The sequence below is a fragment of the Thermus altitudinis genome (genome assembly GCF_022760835.1).
GTDB lineage: Bacteria > Deinococcota > Deinococci > Deinococcales > Thermaceae > Thermus > Thermus altitudinis.
This window is the reverse complement of record NZ_JAKTNQ010000004.1, coordinates 15,026-32,465: the sequence shown is the minus strand read 5'-3', so window position 1 is coordinate 32,465 and position 17,440 is coordinate 15,026. Positions and strand designations below refer to the sequence as shown.

At 65.1% G+C, this 17,440-nt stretch carries 17 protein-coding genes; 15 read left to right on the top strand and 2 right to left on the bottom strand.

The genetic code is table 11. From position 1 onward, the window contains the following. Positions 1–39: 39 nt before the first annotated feature. Entirely contained in the window at positions 40–789 is a 750-nt protein-coding gene (locus L0D16_RS02505) for a DNA-processing protein DprA (RefSeq protein WP_243029797.1), read from the bottom strand. Beyond that, positions 774–1,277 (bottom strand): ComF family protein, encoded by a 504-nt coding sequence (locus L0D16_RS02500; RefSeq protein ID WP_243029795.1) that lies wholly within the window; start codon positions 1,275–1,277, stop codon positions 774–776. The genes L0D16_RS02505 and L0D16_RS02500 overlap by 16 nt, the downstream gene beginning before the upstream one ends. Positions 1,278–1,647: 370 nt before the next feature. Here L0D16_RS02500 and L0D16_RS02495 point away from each other — a divergent pair, with 370 nt between their 5' ends. The 15 genes from L0D16_RS02495 to L0D16_RS02425 all read left to right on the top strand — a co-directional run bounded on the left by L0D16_RS02495 (position 1,648) and on the right by L0D16_RS02425 (position 17,434). Next, on the top strand, positions 1,648–2,115 hold the full coding sequence (locus L0D16_RS02495) for an S-ribosylhomocysteine lyase (RefSeq protein ID WP_243029794.1): 468 nt from the start codon (positions 1,648–1,650) through the stop codon (positions 2,113–2,115). Then, positions 2,112–2,777: a 5'-methylthioadenosine/S-adenosylhomocysteine nucleosidase gene (gene mtnN, locus L0D16_RS02490; protein WP_243029792.1), complete on the top strand. Its 666-nt coding sequence runs from the start codon at positions 2,112–2,114 to the stop codon at positions 2,775–2,777. Before L0D16_RS02495 ends, mtnN begins: the two co-directional genes overlap by 4 nt. A gap of 15 nt (positions 2,778–2,792) precedes the next feature. After that, positions 2,793–3,716 (top strand): ribose-phosphate diphosphokinase, encoded by a 924-nt coding sequence (locus L0D16_RS02485; protein ID WP_243029790.1) that lies wholly within the window; start codon positions 2,793–2,795, stop codon positions 3,714–3,716. Positions 3,717–3,883: 167 nt separating this feature from the next. Then, positions 3,884–4,228 (top strand): hypothetical protein, encoded by a 345-nt coding sequence (locus tag L0D16_RS02480; RefSeq protein WP_243029789.1) that lies wholly within the window; start codon positions 3,884–3,886, stop codon positions 4,226–4,228. A gap of 2 nt (positions 4,229–4,230) precedes the next feature. After that, on the top strand, positions 4,231–4,635 hold the full coding sequence (locus L0D16_RS02475; RefSeq protein ID WP_243029787.1) for an OsmC family protein: 405 nt from the start codon (positions 4,231–4,233) through the stop codon (positions 4,633–4,635). Beyond that, on the top strand, positions 4,632–5,354 hold the full coding sequence (locus tag L0D16_RS02470; protein ID WP_243029785.1) for a sulfite exporter TauE/SafE family protein: 723 nt from the start codon (positions 4,632–4,634) through the stop codon (positions 5,352–5,354). The genes L0D16_RS02475 and L0D16_RS02470 overlap by 4 nt, the downstream gene beginning before the upstream one ends. Positions 5,355–5,438: 84 nt before the next feature. After that, a complete protein-coding gene (locus L0D16_RS02465; RefSeq protein WP_243029783.1) occupies positions 5,439–6,059 on the top strand; it encodes a 50S ribosomal protein L25 in 621 nt (206 codons plus the stop codon). Between the two features lie 134 nt (positions 6,060–6,193). Then, positions 6,194–6,763 (top strand): aminoacyl-tRNA hydrolase, encoded by a 570-nt coding sequence (gene pth, locus L0D16_RS02460; RefSeq protein ID WP_243029781.1) that lies wholly within the window; start codon positions 6,194–6,196, stop codon positions 6,761–6,763. 9 nt (positions 6,764–6,772) lie between these two features. Continuing rightward, on the top strand, positions 6,773–7,741 hold the full coding sequence (gene ddl / locus L0D16_RS02455; protein ID WP_243029779.1) for a D-alanine--D-alanine ligase: 969 nt from the start codon (positions 6,773–6,775) through the stop codon (positions 7,739–7,741). A gap of 95 nt (positions 7,742–7,836) precedes the next feature. Continuing rightward, the gene (locus L0D16_RS02450) at positions 7,837–8,628 is read left to right on the top strand and encodes a carbohydrate deacetylase (protein WP_243029777.1); all 792 of its coding nucleotides are present in this window, start codon (positions 7,837–7,839) and stop codon (positions 8,626–8,628) included. A gap of 12 nt (positions 8,629–8,640) precedes the next feature. Continuing rightward, complete coding sequence (locus tag L0D16_RS02445; protein WP_243029775.1) at positions 8,641–9,894, top strand: MFS transporter; 1,254 nt, start codon at positions 8,641–8,643, stop codon at positions 9,892–9,894. A gap of 6 nt (positions 9,895–9,900) precedes the next feature. Beyond that, on the top strand, positions 9,901–11,628 hold the full coding sequence (locus tag L0D16_RS02440) for a glycoside hydrolase family 2 TIM barrel-domain containing protein (protein WP_243029774.1): 1,728 nt from the start codon (positions 9,901–9,903) through the stop codon (positions 11,626–11,628). A 12-nt stretch (positions 11,629–11,640) separates the two neighbouring features. Then, positions 11,641–14,130 (top strand): glycoside hydrolase family 31 protein, encoded by a 2,490-nt coding sequence (locus tag L0D16_RS02435; protein ID WP_243029773.1) that lies wholly within the window; start codon positions 11,641–11,643, stop codon positions 14,128–14,130. Beyond that, positions 14,127–16,175, top strand: a complete 2,049-nt coding sequence (locus L0D16_RS02430) for a glycoside hydrolase family 2 TIM barrel-domain containing protein (protein ID WP_243029772.1) — start codon at positions 14,127–14,129, stop codon at positions 16,173–16,175. Before L0D16_RS02435 ends, L0D16_RS02430 begins: the two co-directional genes overlap by 4 nt. Then, positions 16,175–17,434, top strand: coding sequence for an MFS transporter (locus L0D16_RS02425; protein WP_243029911.1), 1,260 nt, complete (start codon positions 16,175–16,177; stop codon positions 17,432–17,434). Before L0D16_RS02430 ends, L0D16_RS02425 begins: the two co-directional genes overlap by 1 nt. Positions 17,435–17,440: the final 6 nt, after the last annotated feature.

Sequence of the window (17,440 nt, the reverse complement as noted above, 5' to 3'; positions counted from 1 at the left end):
TTGGCCTGTTAAGCCCTCCTGTTGCCCAAGGGGGGCTGTTTACAAAAGGCGGGGTTGATAGACGATTTTTTTCTCGTCTGCGTTAGGAACAGCTGGACCCAACGTGGCCTCAATGAACTCAAACCCTTCTTTTCCCGGGGGGATAGGAATCGCTGGAAGGCTACGTTTAAGGGCCTGATTTCCCTCAATGGGGAGGTCCAGAACGAAGACGGGTCGGCCCATTGCGTGGGCTTTTTCTGCCGCATCCCAAGTGCCGCTTTGCCGTGGACGACCGTCTACTTCCTGGGCTTTGGGCCCCGTTTGAATGATTAAAACCGCATCCGCCAAACCCACTACAAGGCGGTTACGCCTCATGGCGTGGTGCGCCCGCCAAGGTAGATAGGGTTCCAGTTCGGACAGGAGAAGAAGGCGTTCTGATAGGTATTGTCCAAGTTTCCGCAACAGCCGAGTGGCGTCGGGACTCTTGAGGCCAAAGGGGACCACACCTATGGCGTAACCCCTTTCCAAAGCGCCCAATGTGGCTTCCCAGTCCACACCCCGAGCCAGGCCCGTTATTACCGTATAGGAGGCTTTAGCAAAGTACTCGGCCGCTTCGCGAGCTAAATGGAGGGCTTCTTCTAAGGCGTGGCGAGAGCCGAGAATGGCCAAAGCTTTAGTTGGGTTGGCCAAGTCCTCCCGTCCGAGAAAGTACAGGGAAGGGGGTTTGGCTAGGGTCCCCTTCAGCGAATCTTCTAGGCGTGAGGGGTACCCTGGGCTTCCAGGGAGAACCTTTTTCAAGGAGATAGCCATGCCTTCATGGTATCAGAAGGGTCCTGTGAGGGCGCTATGGTCAGCGCCCAGGCCTCTATGGCGTCAGCTCCAGCAGATAGGAGCCTATTTTGGCAGGCCTCGAGGGTGGATCCCGTACCTACGATGTCGTCCAAGAGAAGAATCCTCTTCGGAAGGACCGCCCCTTTCTGAAGGTGGATGCGTTTTTCTAGCTCATGGGCACGAAGTTCATTGGGGATATTCTTAACGGGCACACCGTCTTCCTTGTGCAGTACGTGCTTTACAGGTAGGCCTAGGAAATTGCCAAGGGCTTCGGCTAGAAGAAGAACAGGTTGGTGGGAACGCTTTATGCTAGGAGGAGCTGGAACGATGGCTTCGTAAGAGGCGTTCACTCTACGTATTTGGTAGGCCAGAGTGGAGGCAAGAAGGTGGATCAAACCGTGTAGATCTGGAAAGGGAAGGTTTCCGTATTTGGCTCGGTAGAGGAGTTCGCCCACGGGGGTGCGCAAGGGGGTTGGCATATGCTTGCTTTTTAGCGTATGAAGGTCAAGCGTTCGGACGCGAAGGGTGCCTGGCCCATGGAATATATAGGGTTGGAAAGCTACGGGGGGAAGGTATCCTTTTTCCAGTAGATAACGGGCAGTTTGGGAACCGATGGGCCCCTCGGTTATTCCCCGGACAAAAACCTCCCGGACGGGAATCCCAGGTTGGGTGGGACCAATAGGCCATTGCCGTAAGCCTTGGCCTTTCAGGGTGTTCAACTCCTCTGGCCATAGAACGTGGATGTATTCTTCTGTAGGGGCTAGGAATACAGTTCCAATGGGCCAAAAGGAAGGCACATCTTCATTATAGGCACCTATTTGAGGTGTAATGGGGCCTATGGCCGAGGTGGAAAGCTTTGCGTTGGACCACACCAAGGTTCAAGCGCCTTACGTGCGCTTGGCGGGAAGGAAAACGGTGGGGAGCGGCTTGGTGGAAAAGTACGACCTGCGCCTGGCCCAGCCCAACCGGGAGGCCATTCCCACAGGGGCCTTGCACACCCTGGAGCACCTTCTGGCCGGCTATCTGCGGGACCACCTGGAAGGGGTCATTGACCTTTCCCCCATGGGGTGCCGCACCGGGTTTTACCTGGTGGTGGAGGGTCCTTTGGAGGAGGAGAGGGTCTTGGTGGCCTGGGAGCGAGCCTTGAGGGACGTTCTGCTGCACGAGGGCCCTATTCCCGGGGCTAGCTTCAAGGAATGCGGCAACTACCGGGACCACGACCTCCAGGGGGCCAAGGCTTGGGCGGAGAAGGTGTTGCGGGAAGGCCTGAAGGTGCAACCCACGGTTCCTTTGGAGGGAAGGTGACCGCCTTTTTCGCCGCGGAGCCTGAGGAGGCTTCGGCGCTGAGGGAGGCTTTGGAGGTCCAGGAGGTCCTCGAGGCCCCTTTCCCCCTCCACCGGGCCCCAAGGGTCCTGGTGGCGGAAACCGGGGTGGGCAAGGTGGCGGCGGCCTCGGCGGTGGCCTACGTCCTGGCCCGTTTCGCTCCCCAGGAGAGCTACTTCCTGGGGGTAGCGGGGGCTTTGGACCCCTCCTTGCGGGCCTTGGACCTCCTCCTGGCGGAGAGGGCGGTGCAGTGGGACGTGGACCTCACCCCCTTTGGCCGGGAGCCTGGGGAAACGGCCTTTGGGGTGCGGTTCTTCCCCTCGGACCCGGCCCTTTTGGGGAAGGCGGAAAGGGCGGCAGAAAGCCTGGGCTTCCCCTTGCGGCGGGGGGTGGTGGCCACGGGGGACCGGTTTCTGGCGGATAGGGAGGAGGCCAGGAGGCTTGCAGGGCTTCACGGGGCCCAAGCGGTGGAGATGGAAGGGGCCGCGGCCCTCATGGTGGCCTGGCGCTTCCGCCATCCCATGGCCTTGGTGCGGGTGGTAACCGACGGGGCGGGGGAAGAGGCCGCCCGGGACTTCCAGGCCTTTTTGCAAGGGGCCTCGAGGCGGCTTGGCCTCCTGGCCCAGGCCCTTTTGGCATACTGAAGGGGGAGGAGGTCCATGGAAATCAGGCTTTTTGCGGGGAATGCCCACCCCGACCTGGCCCGGCGGGTGGCGGAGGCCCTAGGGGTTCCTCTGGGCAAGGCTTTGGTGGACCGTTTCCCCGATGGGGAGGTGCGGGTGCAGCTTTTGGAAAGCGTTCGGGGAGACGACGTCTACCTGATCCAGCCCACCAGCCCTCCCGTGAACGACCACCTCATGGAACTCCTCCTCCTGGCCGATGCCGCTAGGAGGAGCTCAGCGGGGCGCATCAACGCCGTCATCCCCTACTTCGGCTATGCCCGCCAGGATAAGCAGACCCAAGGCCGCGAGCCCGTGAGCGCCAAACTGGTGGCCAACCTCCTGGAGGCGGTAGGGGTGCACCGGGTGATCGCCATTGACCTGCATGCGCCCCAGATCCAGGGCTTCTTTGATATTCCCGTGGACCACCTTTCCGCCGTACGGCTTTTTGCCCGCTACCTCCAGGAAAAGGGGTACACGGAAAACGGGGTGGTGGTCTCCCCGGATGCCGGCCGGGCGGAGGAGGCCAGGCGGCTTTCCGAAAGGCTGGGCCTGCCCTTTGCCATGCTGGCCAAGCGGCGCCACGGCCCCAAGGAAACCTCGGTCACCTACGTGATCGGGGAGGTGGCGGGGAAAAGGCCCTTGATCATAGACGACATCGTTTCCACCGGGGGCACCATCCGGCGGGGGGTGGAGGCGCTGCTCATGGCCGGGGCCTTGCCCGAGATGGTGGTCATGGCCACCCATCCGGTGTTGGTGGGGGAGGCCCGGGAAAACCTCTCCCACCCGGCCATCCGGGAGGTGATCTTCACCGATACCATTCCCCTTAAGGACGGGGGGTATACGGTGCTTTCCACCGCCGAGCTCCTGGCCCAGGCCATTCAGCACGTGCACACCAACCAATCGGTGAGCGCCCTGATCTAAAGCCCTGGCGATACCCCTTTTGGCCGCTCCCTGCGCCAGGTGCTTCCGGGATGGGTCCAAGGGGAGGGCCTATCTGGGGCTTCCACCCCTGGCATGGGCCAGGTGGCGGGGTACGACGAGGTACCTATGTCCCCCGGGGATGGGGTAAGCTACCCTCCGGGGGTTTTATGGCTAAAGTAGTCATCCACATTTTCCACGGGGAGCCCAGCAGCCTGAACACGGGGGTACACCTGGCCGAGCGCATCCGCCAAGTGAAGGAGGAGCGGGGGGTGGACTTGGAGGTCTACATCTTCGGGCCTGCCGAGCGGGCGCTTTTGGACCCTGCCTTGGCCGAGTACAACCGGGGGGTGGATAGCCTCGTGGCCCAGGGGGTGCCGGTGTACACCTGTCTTAACTCCGCTAGGGCTTTGGGGGCCGAGGAGGCCTTCAAGGCCCGGGGTATCCGGCTGGCCTATGCCCGGGATCGCTTCGTGGACTACGCCCTGGAAGGGGCTACGGTCTATAGCTTCTAGCCATGTCCCAGGCCTACCGCGTGGAAGTACGCCGCCAGGATGCCCAAAGGGCCTTGGCGGAGGCCCGGGGGTTCACCTTGGTCCTGGGGGCCCGCCGCGCCGACCTGGAGGCGGGGGTTAATCCGGTGGAAACCCTCCTGGCCGCCTTGGGCAGTTGCCTTCTTACGGGTATCCAGTTTGTGGCGGAGTCCTCCAAGGTGCCGTTGGCGGGGGCCAGGGTGGTCCTCGAGGCCCGCCGGGAGGACAAACCTCCGAGGATCGCCCAAATAGGCTTTGTTCTGTACCTGGAGAGCTCGGCTCCGGATGAAAGGTTGCAAAGGCTCTTTGAGCTGACCCTTAAAAACTCCACCCTCTACCAAAGCCTCAAGGACGCCATTCCCATGGCGGGAAAGTGGGAGCGGACATGAACCCGGTGGTGGTGGTAGGTCTCTTCTTGCTGGCCGTGGTGTCCGGCATGCTGGGCCTGGGGGTGGCCTTTGCCGCCGTGCCCTTCTTGAGCCTCTTCTTGCCGGATTTGGTCCACCAGGTTCAGCCCCTTTCCCTTCTCCTCAATGGGGTGACGGCTCTTTTTGCCGTCTTCGGCTTCGCCCAAAGCGGCTTGGTGGATTGGCGCAAGGCCATCCTCCTGGCCCTGGTTACCACCTTCTTCGCCCCGGTGGGAGCCTGGCTGGTGCAGCGGGTGGAGGTGCGGTACGTGTGGTGGATCTACCTGGGGGCGGTGGCCTACCTGGCCTACAACCTCTTTCGCCCCGTTTCCCCGAAGGCGCCTCGGGAAAACTTCCCCGTGGCCTTGGCCTTGGCGGCCCCCATCTCGGTGCTTTCCGGGTTTTTGGGGGTAGGCCCGGGGTTCCTCCTCATGCCCACCCTAATTCTCACCGGCCACGACCCCAAGCGGGCTGCGGCCATCAACGCCTTTGCCGTGACGCCCCCTTCCTTCTCCTCCCTCCTGCCCCATCTCCCCACCGCCCGGCTGGACCTGGGGCTCACCCTTTCCTTGGTGGTGGCGGGGGCTTTGGGCAGTTACCTGGGCTCCCGCCTCACGAGCCTCTACCTGCCTTCTCAGCGCCTAAAGCAGCTTTTTGGGGTGCTGATCCTGCTGGTGACCCTTTACAAGGTCTTCTCCTAGGCGCGGGTGGATGGAAAGCGCAGGGATGTGCTAAGCTTTCCCTTAGTGTGCCCCTTGGGGGCCTTGGACAGTTCAGGAGGAGACATGGAATACCGTTTGCGAGCCCAGTACCGGGAGGGGGAGAAGCCCGCCGCTTTGCGCCGTGCGGGGAAGCTCCCCGGTGTCATCTACAACAAGCACCTGAACCGGAAGGTGTACGTGGAGCTGGGGGAGTTTGACAAGGTCTTCCGCCAGGCTTCCATCCACCACGTGATCGTTCTGGAACTCCCCGATGGCCAGGAGCTTCCCACCCTGGTGCGCCAGGTGAACCTGGATAAGCGCCGGCGCCGCCCCGAGCACGTGGACTTCTACGTGCTCTCCGATGAGCCGGTGGAGATGTACATCCCCTTGCGCTTCGTGGGTACGCCCCAGGGGGTGCGGGAAGGTGGGGTGTTGCAGGAGATCCACCGGGACATCCTGGTCAGGGTGTCCCCGCGGAACATCCCCGAGTTCCTGGAGGTGGATGTCTCCAGCTTGGGCATCGGGGATAGCCTCCATGCCGCCGACCTGAGGCTTCCTGAAGGTGTTAAGCTGGCCGTTTCCCCCGAGGAGACCATCGCCGCGGTGGTGCCCCCTGAGGACGTGGAGAAGCTGGCGGCCGAGGCCCTCGAGGCCCCCGCCGAGCCCGAGGTGATCAAGAAGGGCAAGAAGGAAGAGGAGGAGTAATACCCCCCACCTTGGCTGTCCCGGTGCCTCCCTTTTCCGGGCCAGGCTCTGGAGCACCTCGGGAGCACCCTATGGCGAGGGAGGTATAGGGGGCGGGATCGGCGGGCGGTCCCGCCTCCTTTTTGGGAGGAGGAATGTTTTTGGTGGTGGGCCAGGGAAACCCGGGGGAGCGCTACGCCAGAACCCGGCACAACCTGGGGTTCATGGTCCTGGACCGGCTGGGGCTGGAGTTCCGCCCCCAGGGGGAGGCCCTTTTGGCCGAGGCGGAGGTGGCAGGGGAGAAGGGGATTTTCCTCAAGCCCCTCACCTACTACAACCTAAGCGGCCAGGCGGTGGCTCCCCTGGTGCGCTTTTACAAGATCCCTCCGGAGCGCCTTTTGGTGGTTCACGACGAGATGGACCTGCCCTTAGGCCGCCTGCGCCTCAAGGCCGGGGGTAGTCCGGCGGGAAACCGGGGGGTGGCCTCCATCGCCGAGGCCCTGGGAACCGAGGCCTTTCACCGCCTGCGCCTGGGCATCGGCAAGCCCCCTGCCCGGGAGTTGGGGGCGGAGTATGTGCTTTCCCCCTTCCTTCCTGAGGAGTGGCCGGTGGTGGAGAGGGTCCTCGAGGCGGCCAAGGAGGCGGTGCTGTGCTGGGTTAGGGAAGGGCTTGCCCCGTGCGCTTCCCGCTACAACCGTCTGGACCTTTCCCAAGAGGGAGGCTAAGCTCTAGACATGGCCGCGCCTAGAGTCCTCCTCATCGCCGGGGGAAGGAGTCCCGAGCACGAGGTTTCCTTGCTCTCCGCCCAGGGGGTTTTGGAGCACATGCCCTTTCCCACCGAGCTCGCCGTGATCGCCAAGGATGGCCGGTGGCTTCTGGGCCAGGAGGCCCAGGAGGCCCTCAAAGCGGGCGTGGCCCTGGAGGGCCGGGATGCCTTCCCACCCTCCTTGGAATGGAGCCGGTTTGACGTGGTCTTCCCCTTGTTACACGGAAGATGGGGAGAGGACGGCACCCTTCAGGGTTTCCTGGAAATGCTAGGCAAGCCCTACGTGGGGGCGGGGGTGGCGGCCAGCGCCCTTTGCCTGGACAAGGACTTGAGCAAGGGGGTCTTGGCCCAGGCGGGGATTCCCGTGGTGCCCTGGGTGGCCCTTTACCAAGGGGAGCGCCCCTTTATCCCCTTTGAGCCCCCTTTTTTCGTCAAGCCCGCCAACACGGGTTCCAGCATCGGCATCCGCCGGGTGGAGGGGTACGCTGGGCTGGAGGAGGCCCTGGCGGAGGCCTTCCGCCACGACCAGAAGGCCGTGGTGGAGAAGGCCCTTTCGGGGGTGCGGGAGCTGGAGGTGGGGGTCTTGGGCAACATCTTTGGGGAAGCCAGCCCGGTGGGGGAGGTGCGCTATCGGGCGGCCTTTTACGACTATGCAACCAAGTACACCCCGGGGCGGGCGGAGCTTTTGATCCCGGCGCCCTTGGACCCGGGCACCCAGGAAACGGTGCAGGAGCTGGCCCTGAAGGCCTATAGGCTGCTGGGCATCCGGGGCATGGCCCGGGTGGACTTCTTCCTGGCGGAGGGGGAGGTCTACCTCAACGAGATCAACACCATCCCCGGCTTCACCCCCACCAGCATGTACCCCAGGCTTTTCGCCGCCGGGGGGCTTCCTTACCCCGAGCTCCTCAGGCGGCTGGTGGAGCTGGCCTTGGAGTAGCCACCCCCTGGGTGGGTTGGCCGCAAGGGCCCTTTTTCCCTGGCATTCCCCTAGCCTCTGCGCTAGGATGGAATCCTGAAGGGAAAGGGGGTCTTATGGACCTTTTGGCGAGGCTTGGCCTTTTCGGACGTCGGGTCCTCCTCTTGCACCACGACGACCTGGGCCTGACCCATGCGCAAAACAGCGCCTACCAGGCCCTGGGCTTTCCCACGGGAAGCGTGATGGTGCCAGGGGCCTGGGCCAGCGGGGTGAGGGGGGAGGATTTGGGGGTGCACCTGGTGCTCACCAGCGAGTGGCCCGCTCCCCGGATGCGGCCCCTGACGGAAGGGGAAAGCCTTAGGGATGAGGCGGGGTATTTCCCCAGTTCCTTGGAGGTTCTGTGGCAAAGGGCCCGCCTCGAGGAGGTGGAACGGGAGCTAAGGGCCCAGATTGCGGCGGCCAAAAGGCTTTTCTCCCCCACCCACGTGGATACCCACCAAGGGGCGGTACTAAGGCCCGACCTGGCGGAAGTTTACCTGCGGTTGGCCCAGGAGTACCACCTGGTGCCCTTGGTGCCGGAGAGCCTCGAGGGCCTGGGGGTTCCCCCGGCCTTCCTGCCCGACCTGGAACGCCTCCTGGCCCGGGTGCCCTTCCCCAGGGTGCGCTTCCTGGATGCGTATGGCCTTCCCCCGGAGGAGCGGCTGGGCTTCTACTTGGACCTGGCCCAGCTCCCTCCGGGCCTTTACTACCTGGTGCACCACAGCGCCCTCCCCACCCCCGAGGGCCGGGCCCTTCCCGACTGGCGGACGCGGGAGGCCGACTACTTCGCCCTGGCCCACCCCGAGGTGCGCCGGGTTTTGGCGGAGTTCCACCCCCTTACCTGGCGGATGGTCCGGGATGCGCTTTAGAAGGAGGCGGTGATGAAAAAGTGGCGCTACGCCTCGGGGCAGCTGGGGCTTACCTTGGTTTCCGAAAGCTTTGGCACCTATCTGGCCTTCTTTTATCTGGAAAAGCTGGGCCTTTCCGCCGCCTTCTATGCCCTGGCCCGCACGGTGTATGCCTTCTGGGATGCCGTCAACGACCCCCTATTCGGCCACCTTTCCGACCGCACCAAGACCCCCTTGGGCCGCAGGCGCCCTTGGCTCCTTTTGGGGATACCCCTTTTCCTCCTTTTCTACATCCTGGTCTTCTGGGTGCCCGAGTGGGCCCGTTCTCCCCAGGTTCTTCCCTACTATTTCGCCCTGGCTATCGTCCTTTACGAGACCACGGCCACCGTGGTTTGGACCAACTACGGGGCCCTTTTCCCGGAGATGTTCCGAGGACTTTCCGAAAGGGCGGGGGCGGCCGCCTTAAAGCGGGGCACGGAGCTTTTCGGGCTGATCCTGGGGATTGCCGTGGCCCCCCTGGTCTACGCCCAGGTGGGGTTTTTGGGCATGGCCCTCCTCTTCGCTGCCCTTGCCCTTGGGGCCTTTCTCCTCTTCCTCCCGGGTATCCAGGAGGATCCCAAGGCGGAAAGCGGCCTGGGGCTAAGGGACTCCTTCCGCCTGGTCCTGGCCAACCGGGCCTTCTGGGTGGCGGCCCTGGTGGGGCTTCTCTTTGAGTTTGGGCGCATGGTGATCCAGACGGGCATGGCCTTTTACGCCAAGCACAGCCTGGGCCTGCCCGAGGCCGCCACCACCTTTCTCTTCGCCGCCGTCTTCCTGGTGGCCTTGCCCTCGGTCTTCCTCTGGGGAAGGCTGGCGGGGGCCTTGGGGGGGAAGCGGGCCTGGCGGCTTGCCCACCTGCTCATGGGTTTGGCGGCCCTGCTCCTCTTCCTGCCGCAAAGCCTTTTCCCCGCCATCCTGGTGGGGGCCTTGGTGGGGGTGGGGTTTGCCGGGGTGCGGGTCACGGGGGAGGTGGTGATGGCCAAGGTGATTGACCTGGATGCCGAGAGGACGGGAACCCGGCGGGAAGGGGCCTATTACAGCCTGGTGGGGCTTTTGGGCCGGGCCTCGGGGGCCCTGGTGGGGCTTTCCTTTGCCCTCCTGGGGCCCCTTTTCGGCTACGTGAGCGGGGAAAACCCCGGGCCCAATCCAGGCCTGGCCTTCCGCTTCCTGGTGGCGGTGATCCCGGGGGTGGCCATCCTCTTGGCCTATTTCCTCACCGCCCTCTTCCCCCACGAGATAAGGGAGTAAGGCCCTATGAAGCTGGACCCCAACCATCCAAGGCCCACCCTAGAGCGTCCAGGTTGGCGGGACTTGTCCGGCCCTTGGGACTTCGCCCTGAGCGAGGCGGAGGGCCCGGAAAGGGTGCGCTTTGACCGCAGGATCCGGGTGCCCTTTCCCCCCGAGGCCCCGGGTAGCGGGGTGCAGGAGCCCTGGGTAGGGGTGGCCTGGTACCGAAAGGTCCTAAGGGTCAAGCCCCGGCCCGGCTTTCGCCTTTTCCTGCGCTTTGGGGCCGTGGACTACCGGGCGGAGGTTTTCCTGGATGGGGTGAGGGTTCTGGCGCATGAGGGCGGGCATACCCCCTTCAGCCTGGAGCTTACCCCCTTCCTGGGGAGGCCCTTGAGGCTGCTGGTGCGGGCCGAGGATGACCCTTCCGACCCGGAAATGCCCCGGGGCAAGCAGGCCCTGGGCGAGCCCGAGGGCATCTTCTACCCCCGCACCACGGGGATCTGGCAGCCGGTGTGGCTGGAGTGGGTGCCGGAAAGCCATATCGCCGCCCTGCGCCTCACCCCGGACCTAAAGGCCTTGGGCTTCCACCTCGAGGCCCAGGTCCAAGGGGAAGGGGACGGGGTGGAGGTGGCCCTTTTCCCGGGGGCGAAGGGGGAGGTGTCCTTTGGGGATAAACCGTGGCTGGAAGCCCATTTTCCTCTTGCGGGCGGGCTCGCCCGGGGGTTTTTGGGGCTTCCCTTGAAGGGGAAGGGGGAGGAGTTCCTTTGGCGGCCGGAAAACCCGGTGCTTTTCCCCTTGCGCCTCCGCCTCCTTAGGGGAAGGCGGGTGTTGGACGAGGTCTATTCCTACGGGGGCCTAAGGGAGGTTTCCGCCAGAGAGGGGGTCTTCTTCCTCAACGGGGAGCCCTACTTCCCCAAGCTGGCCTTGGACCAGGGGCTTTGGCCCGAAGGCCACCTGGCGGCCCCGGGCCTATCCGCCCTTAGGCGGGACGTGGAGCTGGCCAAAGCCTTGGGCTTCAATGGGGTGCGCAAGCACCAGAAGCTGGAAGACCCCCGCTACCTCCACCTGGCGGACCGGCTTGGGCTTTTGGTCTTTGCCGAGATGCCCAGTTTCTTCCGCTTCTCCCCGACTGCGGCCCGGCGTTACCTGGCCGAACTCCAGGCGGCTTTGGAGCGGGACTATAACCACCCCAGCGTGGTGGCCTGGGTCCTTTTCAATGAAAGCTGGGGGCTTGCCCCCTGGAGGCGGGAAACCCAGGCCTTCCTCCAAGGGGTCTTCCTGCTCGCCCGTTCCTTGGATCCCGGCCGCCTTTTGGTGGACAACGACGGTTGGGAACACGGGCCCTTTTGGGACCTCTACACCGTGCACGACTACGCTCCCCCCGAGGTTCTATCCCGCCGCTATGCGCAAGGGGCTTTTCCCCTGGCCCCCATGGGCCGGCCCCTTTCCTGGGAGGGGGTGCCTGAGGGGGTGCGCCCCTTCCTCTCCGAGTTTGGGGGCTTGAGGCTCAAGGGGCCTACCCCGGGCTGGGGCTACCGGGAGGTGGAGGGGGAGGAGGCCTTCTTGGCGGAAGTTCTGCGCTACGTGCAGGTGGTGTGCGAAAGCCGTCTAAGCGGGTTTGGCTACACCCAGCTCTACGACACCTTTCAGGAGGAAAACGGGCTTTTGGACTTCCGGCGTAGGCCCAAGGTGCCTCCGGAAAGGGTGCGGGCCCTGCTGGAGGGGTGCGAGGTGAGGCGGATCCTTTTGGAGTAGGGAGGGGAGGGTATGGGCGCACCCCGCAAAGGTTGGCTGAAAACGCTTTGGAGTGCGGCTAAAACCGTGGCCTTCCTGGGCCCGGGCATTATCCTTCTCGCCCTCCAGTACGCCCGGAGGAGGGACCAGCTGGAGGCTATGGAGGGGAGGGCCTCCAGGGCGGAGGCTTGGCAGGGGGTGGGGAGGCCTAGGGGCCTCGAGGCCATTCCCGGGGGGGTTAGGGTGTACTTCCAGGAGGCCAAGCCCGGCCAAGGAGCTAGTCCGTATCCTGGTCACGGACAAGGTCCGTATCTTGGTCACGGACGGAGTCCGTATCTTGAAGCGGTCTTCCTCGGCGAGGACCTCCTCCGCCTCACCTGGTTTCCCCGGGAGGCCGTGCCGCCCTATGCCCTGGCGGACAGCAAGCCCCCGCTCTGGGAACCCGAGCGCCTAGAGACCCCGGAGGGTTACCTTCTAAAAACCCCCCGCCTGGCCCTACGTCTAGAGGAGGAAGGCCTCAGCATCTGGGATGGGGAAGGAAGGCTTTTGCGGCGGGAGGCCTACCCCGAGCGCTCGGGAAGGGCCTGGCGGCACCGGGTGCGCCTAGCCTCGGGGGAAAGGGTTTTGGGCCTGGGAGAAAGGGCCTTTCCCCTGGACCGCCGGGGTGGGGTCTTCCGCTTCTGGAACCGGGACCCTGGGGGAAGCTACGGCCTGGGGGAGGACCCCCTTTACCTTTCCGTGCCCCTTTGGCTTTCCCTCCTTCACGAGGGGGGGTACCTGGCCTTCTACGAGAACCCCGCGGACGGCTTTGCCGACCTTCGGGGGGAGGAGGCCTTGGTGGGCTTTTGGGGTGGCCCCTTCCGCTACTACCTGATTCCCGGGCCCCTGGAGAAGGCTTTGGCCCGGTACCTGGGCCTTACCGGCCTTCCGCCCCTGCCGCCCCGCTGGGCCTTGGGCTTCCACTATGCCCGCTGGGGGCTGAGGAGGAGGGAAGAGGTGGAGGAGGTGGTGGAAGGTTTCCTAAGGCGGGGCCTCCCCTTAAGGGCCGTGCACCTGGACATAGATTACATGCGGGGTTACCGGGTTTTTACCGTGGACGAAGGGCGCTTCCCCGACCTAGGGGGGATGGTGCGGGCCTTCCGGGAAAAGGGCGTGCGCACGGTGCTCATCCTGGACCCCGGGATCAAGGCGGAAAAGGGGTTTCCCCCCTATGAGGAGGGCCTAAGGGAAGGGGTGTTTTGCCGCCTGCCCTCGGGGGAGGTTTTCCTAGGCCCTGTCTGGCCCGGGCTGGCTGCCTTCCCCGACTTCACCGATCCCCGGGCCCGGGACTGGTGGAGGGATAGGCTTAGGGGCTTTTTGGAGCTGGGGGTTTCGGGCTTCTGGCTGGATATGAACGAGCCCGCCCTCTTCGCCGCTTGGGGGGAGCCCACCTTTCCCAAGGGGGTGCGCCATAGCCTCGAGGGCCAAGGGGGCGACCACCTCCTGGCCCACAACCTCTACGGCCTCCTCATGGCCCGGGCCAGCTGGGAAGGGTTTCGTACATGGGCCCCGCTTTCCCGGCCCTTCCTCCTCACCCGCGCCGGGTATGCGGGGGTACAGCGGTTCGCCTGGGCCTGGACCGCGGATGTGGAGAGCACCTGGGAGGGCCTCAGGACCACCTTGTGGGCCCTTCTCGGCCTTTCCCTTTCCGGGGTGTACTTCGTGGGCTCGGACATCGGGGGGTTTAGCGGGGACCCTTCCCCCGAGCTTTACCTGCGCTGGTTCCAGATGGCCGCCTTCACCCCTTTCTTTCGCCTCCACTCCGCCCGCTGGACAAAGCGCCGGGAGCCTTGGCGCTTGGGGGAGGAGGTCTTGGCGGGGGTGCGCTGGGCCATGGGGCTTAGGGAAGGGCTTCTACCCTACCTCTACACCCTGGCCTATGAGGCAAGCCACCAGGGGCTTCCCCTCCTACGGCCCCTTTTCCTGGCAGGAGGGCCCTACAGGGATCCGCCCCATGGGGCTAGCCTTGGGGAGGCTTTCCTCCTGGGGAAGGCCCTTTTGGTGGCCCCGGTGTTGGAGGAGGGCGCCCGGGCCAAGGAGGTGCCCTTGCCCCCGGGCCGCTGGTACCCCTGGCAGGGGGATGGGGCCTTGGAGGGGCCCGGCTGGGTGCGGCTTCCTGCCCCCTTGGACCGGATTCCCCTTTTGGTGCGGGGGGGAAGCCTTCTGCCCCTTTTGCAGGAGGAGGGGCTCACCCTACACCTTTACCCGGGGGAAGAAGGGGCCCAGGGCCTCCTCTACTGGGACGAGGGGGATGGGGCGGGGGCCTATCGGCTAGACCGTTTCCGCGCGCAAAGGGTGGAGGGGGGCTTTCGTCTCCTCTGGGAAAGCGAAGGGGACTACCCTTGGCCCTGGGACGGGATCGGCCTAAAGCTTTTTGGCGGGAGGCTTTCTCGGGTGTGGGTGCAGGGGAAGGCGTACCCCGCTGGGGAAGGAGGGGTGCGCCTTCCCCCCTTCGCCGAGGCCTTTTTGGAGGTGGCAGGATGAGGCTGGAAAAGGCGTGGTTTTTGGCCCAGGGGGCGGAAACCCCAGCGGAGCTTCCCCAAGGCGGTTGGCGGGAGGTGGCGCTTCCCCACCAGTGGGCCCTCGAGGGCCTGGAGGCGGAGGTGGGCTGGTACCGCCTGGCGTTGCCGGAAGGAGGCCCTAGGCGCTTCCTCCGTTCCTTGGGGGACTATTACCAGGAGGCCTGGGTGGAGGGGGTCCATCTGGGCCGGCACCTGGGGTACTTCTTCCCTTGGCTCCTGGAGCTGCCCCCAGGTGGGGAGGTGTTCCTGAGGGTCGCGGCCCCCCGGGAACCCCTAGGGGTCTGGCCCCGGTTCAAGCGGCAGATCAAGGGGGTCTTGGGCCAGCACGACTGCCGTCCTGGGGGAACCACGGAAAGGGGCCAGGAGCGGGGGACGGGGGGGCTATGGGGCGGGGTGGAGGTCTGGCTGCGGGAGGAGGTGGCCCTTTTGGGCCTCACCTACCGCCTCCTTCCCCGGCCCGGGGGGTGGCGGCTATGGGTGCGCCTCATGGTGGACGCCCCAAGGCCCTTTCGCGAGGAGGTGCACCTTAGGATTGGCCCGGAAAACTTCCCCGGGGAGGCCCTGGAGAAGAGGGCGGTCCTCGAGGGGGAAGGGGGGCGGGGTTGGCGGGAGGTGGTGTGGGACCTGCCGGAAATGCCGTTATGGGAGGTGTGGGAGCGGGGGTTTCCCCATCTTTTCCGCCTGGAGGCGGAGGTTTTGGGGGCCAGCCTCAGCGTGCCCTTGGGCTTCCGCACCGTGGAGCTGGATGGGGAGGGCTGGCTTCTCCTAAACGGGAGGAGGCTATTCCTAAGGGGCACCAACATCATCCCCACCCAGTGGCTTGCCGGTTACACCGAGGCCATGGCCCAGCGGGATGTGGCCCTCCTTAAGGAGGCCAACCTCAATGCCGTGCGGGTCCACGCCCACGTGACCCACCCCGCCTTCTACCGGGCCTGCGACCGGGAAGGGGTATTGGTCTGGCAGGACTTCCCCTTGCAGTGGGGCTACGCCCCGGACGAGGCCTTCGCCCAGGAGGCCCTCCGCCAGGCCCAGGCCATGGTGGAGGTCCTGGGGGCCCATCCCTCCCTTTACCTCTGGTGCGCCCAAAACGAGCCCACCCACAACCGCCACACCTTAGGCCCCCTCCTTTCCGCCGGCTTCAGGGCCGCTGACCCCACCCGCCCGGTGAAGGAGGCCTCCGACTTCCGCGAGCATCCCTACCCCGGCTGGTACTGGGGCCACGTGCGGGACTTCCTGGCCCTTCCCGGGGCCCCTCTTCCTTCCGAGTTTGGAGCCCAGGCCCTCCCCCGGGCGGGGCTTTTGCGCCAGGTCCTAGGGGAGGCCGCCTGGCCCCCCAGGTGGGAGGTCTGGGCCTACCACAACTTCCAACCCCACGAGACCTTCCGGGTGGCGGGGGTGGAGCTGGGGGATTCCTTGGAGGCTTTCGTGGAAAACTCCCAGGCCTACCAGGCTCAGCTTCTGGAGTTTGCCATCCACGCGTACCGCCGGGGCAAGGGGAGGGTGGTGGGCTACTTCCAGTTCATGTTCGTGGAGCCCTGGGAGGGGATCACCTGGGCGGTTTTGGACGTGGAGCGGGTGCCCAAGAAGGGCTTTTTCGCCCTAAAGGAGGCCAGCAGCCCGGTTCTCCTCTCCCTTGTCCCCTACCGAAAGAGGGTGGAGGTGGGGGGGCCTCCCTTGCAGGAGGCCTGGCTCATAAGCGACCTGGAAAGGCCCTTAAGCCTCCGGGTTCACCTTTTCCTGGAAGGCCCGCAAGGCCTTTCCCTTTACGCGGAGGAGGTGGCCCTGGCCCCCGGGGAGGCCCGAAGGTTTTTCAGCCTGGGGGAGCTTTGGGAAAGCCCCCTCGAGGTCCAGGCCCGCTACCTCCCCCTACAGGAGGCTTTAAGGCAGCTTTCCCCGGGGGCTTACCGCCTGGTGGGGGAGGCCTACGAAGGGGAAAGGCTCTGGTCGCGGCATGTCCTCGAGGTGGAGTACCTGGAACCCATCCTGCCCCTGGGGGTGGCCTGGTGATCCCCACCCGGATCGCCTACGCCCTGGGTGCCCTGGGGCTTACCCTGCCGGGCCAGACCTTCGGTACCTATTTGGCCTTCTACTACCTGGACCACATGGGACTGGCCGCCGGGGCCTTCGCCCTGGCCCGCCTGGTCTTCTCCGTGTGGGATGCGGTGAACGATCCCCTTTTCGGCTACCTCTCGGACCGGACCAGGACCCCGTGGGGCCGGAGGCGGCCTTGGCTTTTCCTGGGGCTTCCCCTTTTGCTTTTGGCCTTTTACCTCACCTTCAGCGTGCCGGAGCGCTTCCGGCAGGGTGAGGCCCTTTTTGGATACTGCTTGGTGGTGATCCTCTTTTTTGAGACCTTCGCCGCCCTCACCTGGGTGAACCACGCCGCCCTTTTTCCCGAGCTCTTCAGGAGCCAGGAGGAGCGGGCCCGGGCCAACGCCTGGCGGCAGGGCTTTTACTTCCTGGGCCTGGCGGTGAGCATTGCCCTAACCCCCTTGGTCTACACCGCCCTCGGCTTTTCCGGCATGGCCCTCCTCTATGGGGGCATGGGGGGCGTGTTGGTCCTCCTCTTTCTCCTGGCCATCCGGGAGGACCCGAAGGCCCAAGAGGCCGCGCCCCTTCCCTTCCTCCCCGCCTTCCGCTACACCCTGGAGAATGGCCCCTTTTGGCTTTACTCCCTGGCGGCCCTTTTCCTCCTCTTCGCCGTGGGGCTTTTCGGGGCGGCCATGCCCTTTTACGCCAAGTACGCCTTGGGTTTAGGCCCCGAGGCCACCTCCTTGCTCTTCGCCTCGGTGCTCCTTTCGGCCCTGCCCTCGGTGTTCCTTTGGGCCCGGTTGGCCGGGGCCATGGGCCCCAAGGGGGCGTGGCTCTTGGCCATCGGCCTTTTGGCCTTGGGGGCCCTCCTCCTGCTGTGGCCCCGTACCCTCCTGCAGGCCCTGCTCGTGGGGGTGCTGATCGGGGTGGGGTTTGGCGGGGTCTTGGTGCTGGGAGACCTCCTCCTGGCCGAGGTCATTGACCGGGACGCCCAAAGGACGGGAAGGAGGCGGGAAGGGGTCTACTATAGCGTCTATGGTTTTGTAAACCGGCTTTCCGGGCCCCTGCAGGCCCTTTCCTTTGCCCTCCTCACCCCCCTATTCGGCTACGTGAGCGGGGAGGCCCCAGGGCCCAATCCCGAGGCCGCCTTCCGCTTCCTCATGGCGGGGCCTCCCTTTCTGGCTGGCCTCTTGGCCCTGGCCCTGGCCTACCGGTTTCCTTACGGGGCCAGGTAGAATGCC

Bases quoted from the DNA above. Each gene is read 5' to 3' on its own strand.
- L0D16_RS02505 (WP_243029797.1), bottom strand. From the start codon at position 789: ATGGCTATCTCCTTGAAAAAGGTTCTCCCTGGAAGCCCAGGGTACCCC.
- L0D16_RS02495 (WP_243029794.1), top strand. From the start codon at position 1,648: ATGGCCGAGGTGGAAAGCTTTGCGTTGGACCACACCAAGGTTCAAGCG.
- L0D16_RS02485 (WP_243029790.1), top strand. From the start codon at position 2,793: ATGGAAATCAGGCTTTTTGCGGGGAATGCCCACCCCGACCTGGCCCGG.
- L0D16_RS02480 (WP_243029789.1), top strand. From the start codon at position 3,884: ATGGCTAAAGTAGTCATCCACATTTTCCACGGGGAGCCCAGCAGCCTG.
- L0D16_RS02475 (WP_243029787.1), top strand. From the start codon at position 4,231: ATGTCCCAGGCCTACCGCGTGGAAGTACGCCGCCAGGATGCCCAAAGG.
- L0D16_RS02470 (WP_243029785.1), top strand. From the start codon at position 4,632: ATGAACCCGGTGGTGGTGGTAGGTCTCTTCTTGCTGGCCGTGGTGTCC.
- L0D16_RS02465 (WP_243029783.1), top strand. From the start codon at position 5,439: ATGGAATACCGTTTGCGAGCCCAGTACCGGGAGGGGGAGAAGCCCGCC.
- pth (WP_243029781.1), top strand. From the start codon at position 6,194: ATGTTTTTGGTGGTGGGCCAGGGAAACCCGGGGGAGCGCTACGCCAGA.
- ddl (WP_243029779.1), top strand. From the start codon at position 6,773: ATGGCCGCGCCTAGAGTCCTCCTCATCGCCGGGGGAAGGAGTCCCGAG.
- L0D16_RS02450 (WP_243029777.1), top strand. From the start codon at position 7,837: ATGGACCTTTTGGCGAGGCTTGGCCTTTTCGGACGTCGGGTCCTCCTC.
- L0D16_RS02445 (WP_243029775.1), top strand. From the start codon at position 8,641: ATGAAAAAGTGGCGCTACGCCTCGGGGCAGCTGGGGCTTACCTTGGTT.
- L0D16_RS02440 (WP_243029774.1), top strand. From the start codon at position 9,901: ATGAAGCTGGACCCCAACCATCCAAGGCCCACCCTAGAGCGTCCAGGT.
- L0D16_RS02435 (WP_243029773.1), top strand. From the start codon at position 11,641: ATGGGCGCACCCCGCAAAGGTTGGCTGAAAACGCTTTGGAGTGCGGCT.
- L0D16_RS02430 (WP_243029772.1), top strand. From the start codon at position 14,127: ATGAGGCTGGAAAAGGCGTGGTTTTTGGCCCAGGGGGCGGAAACCCCA.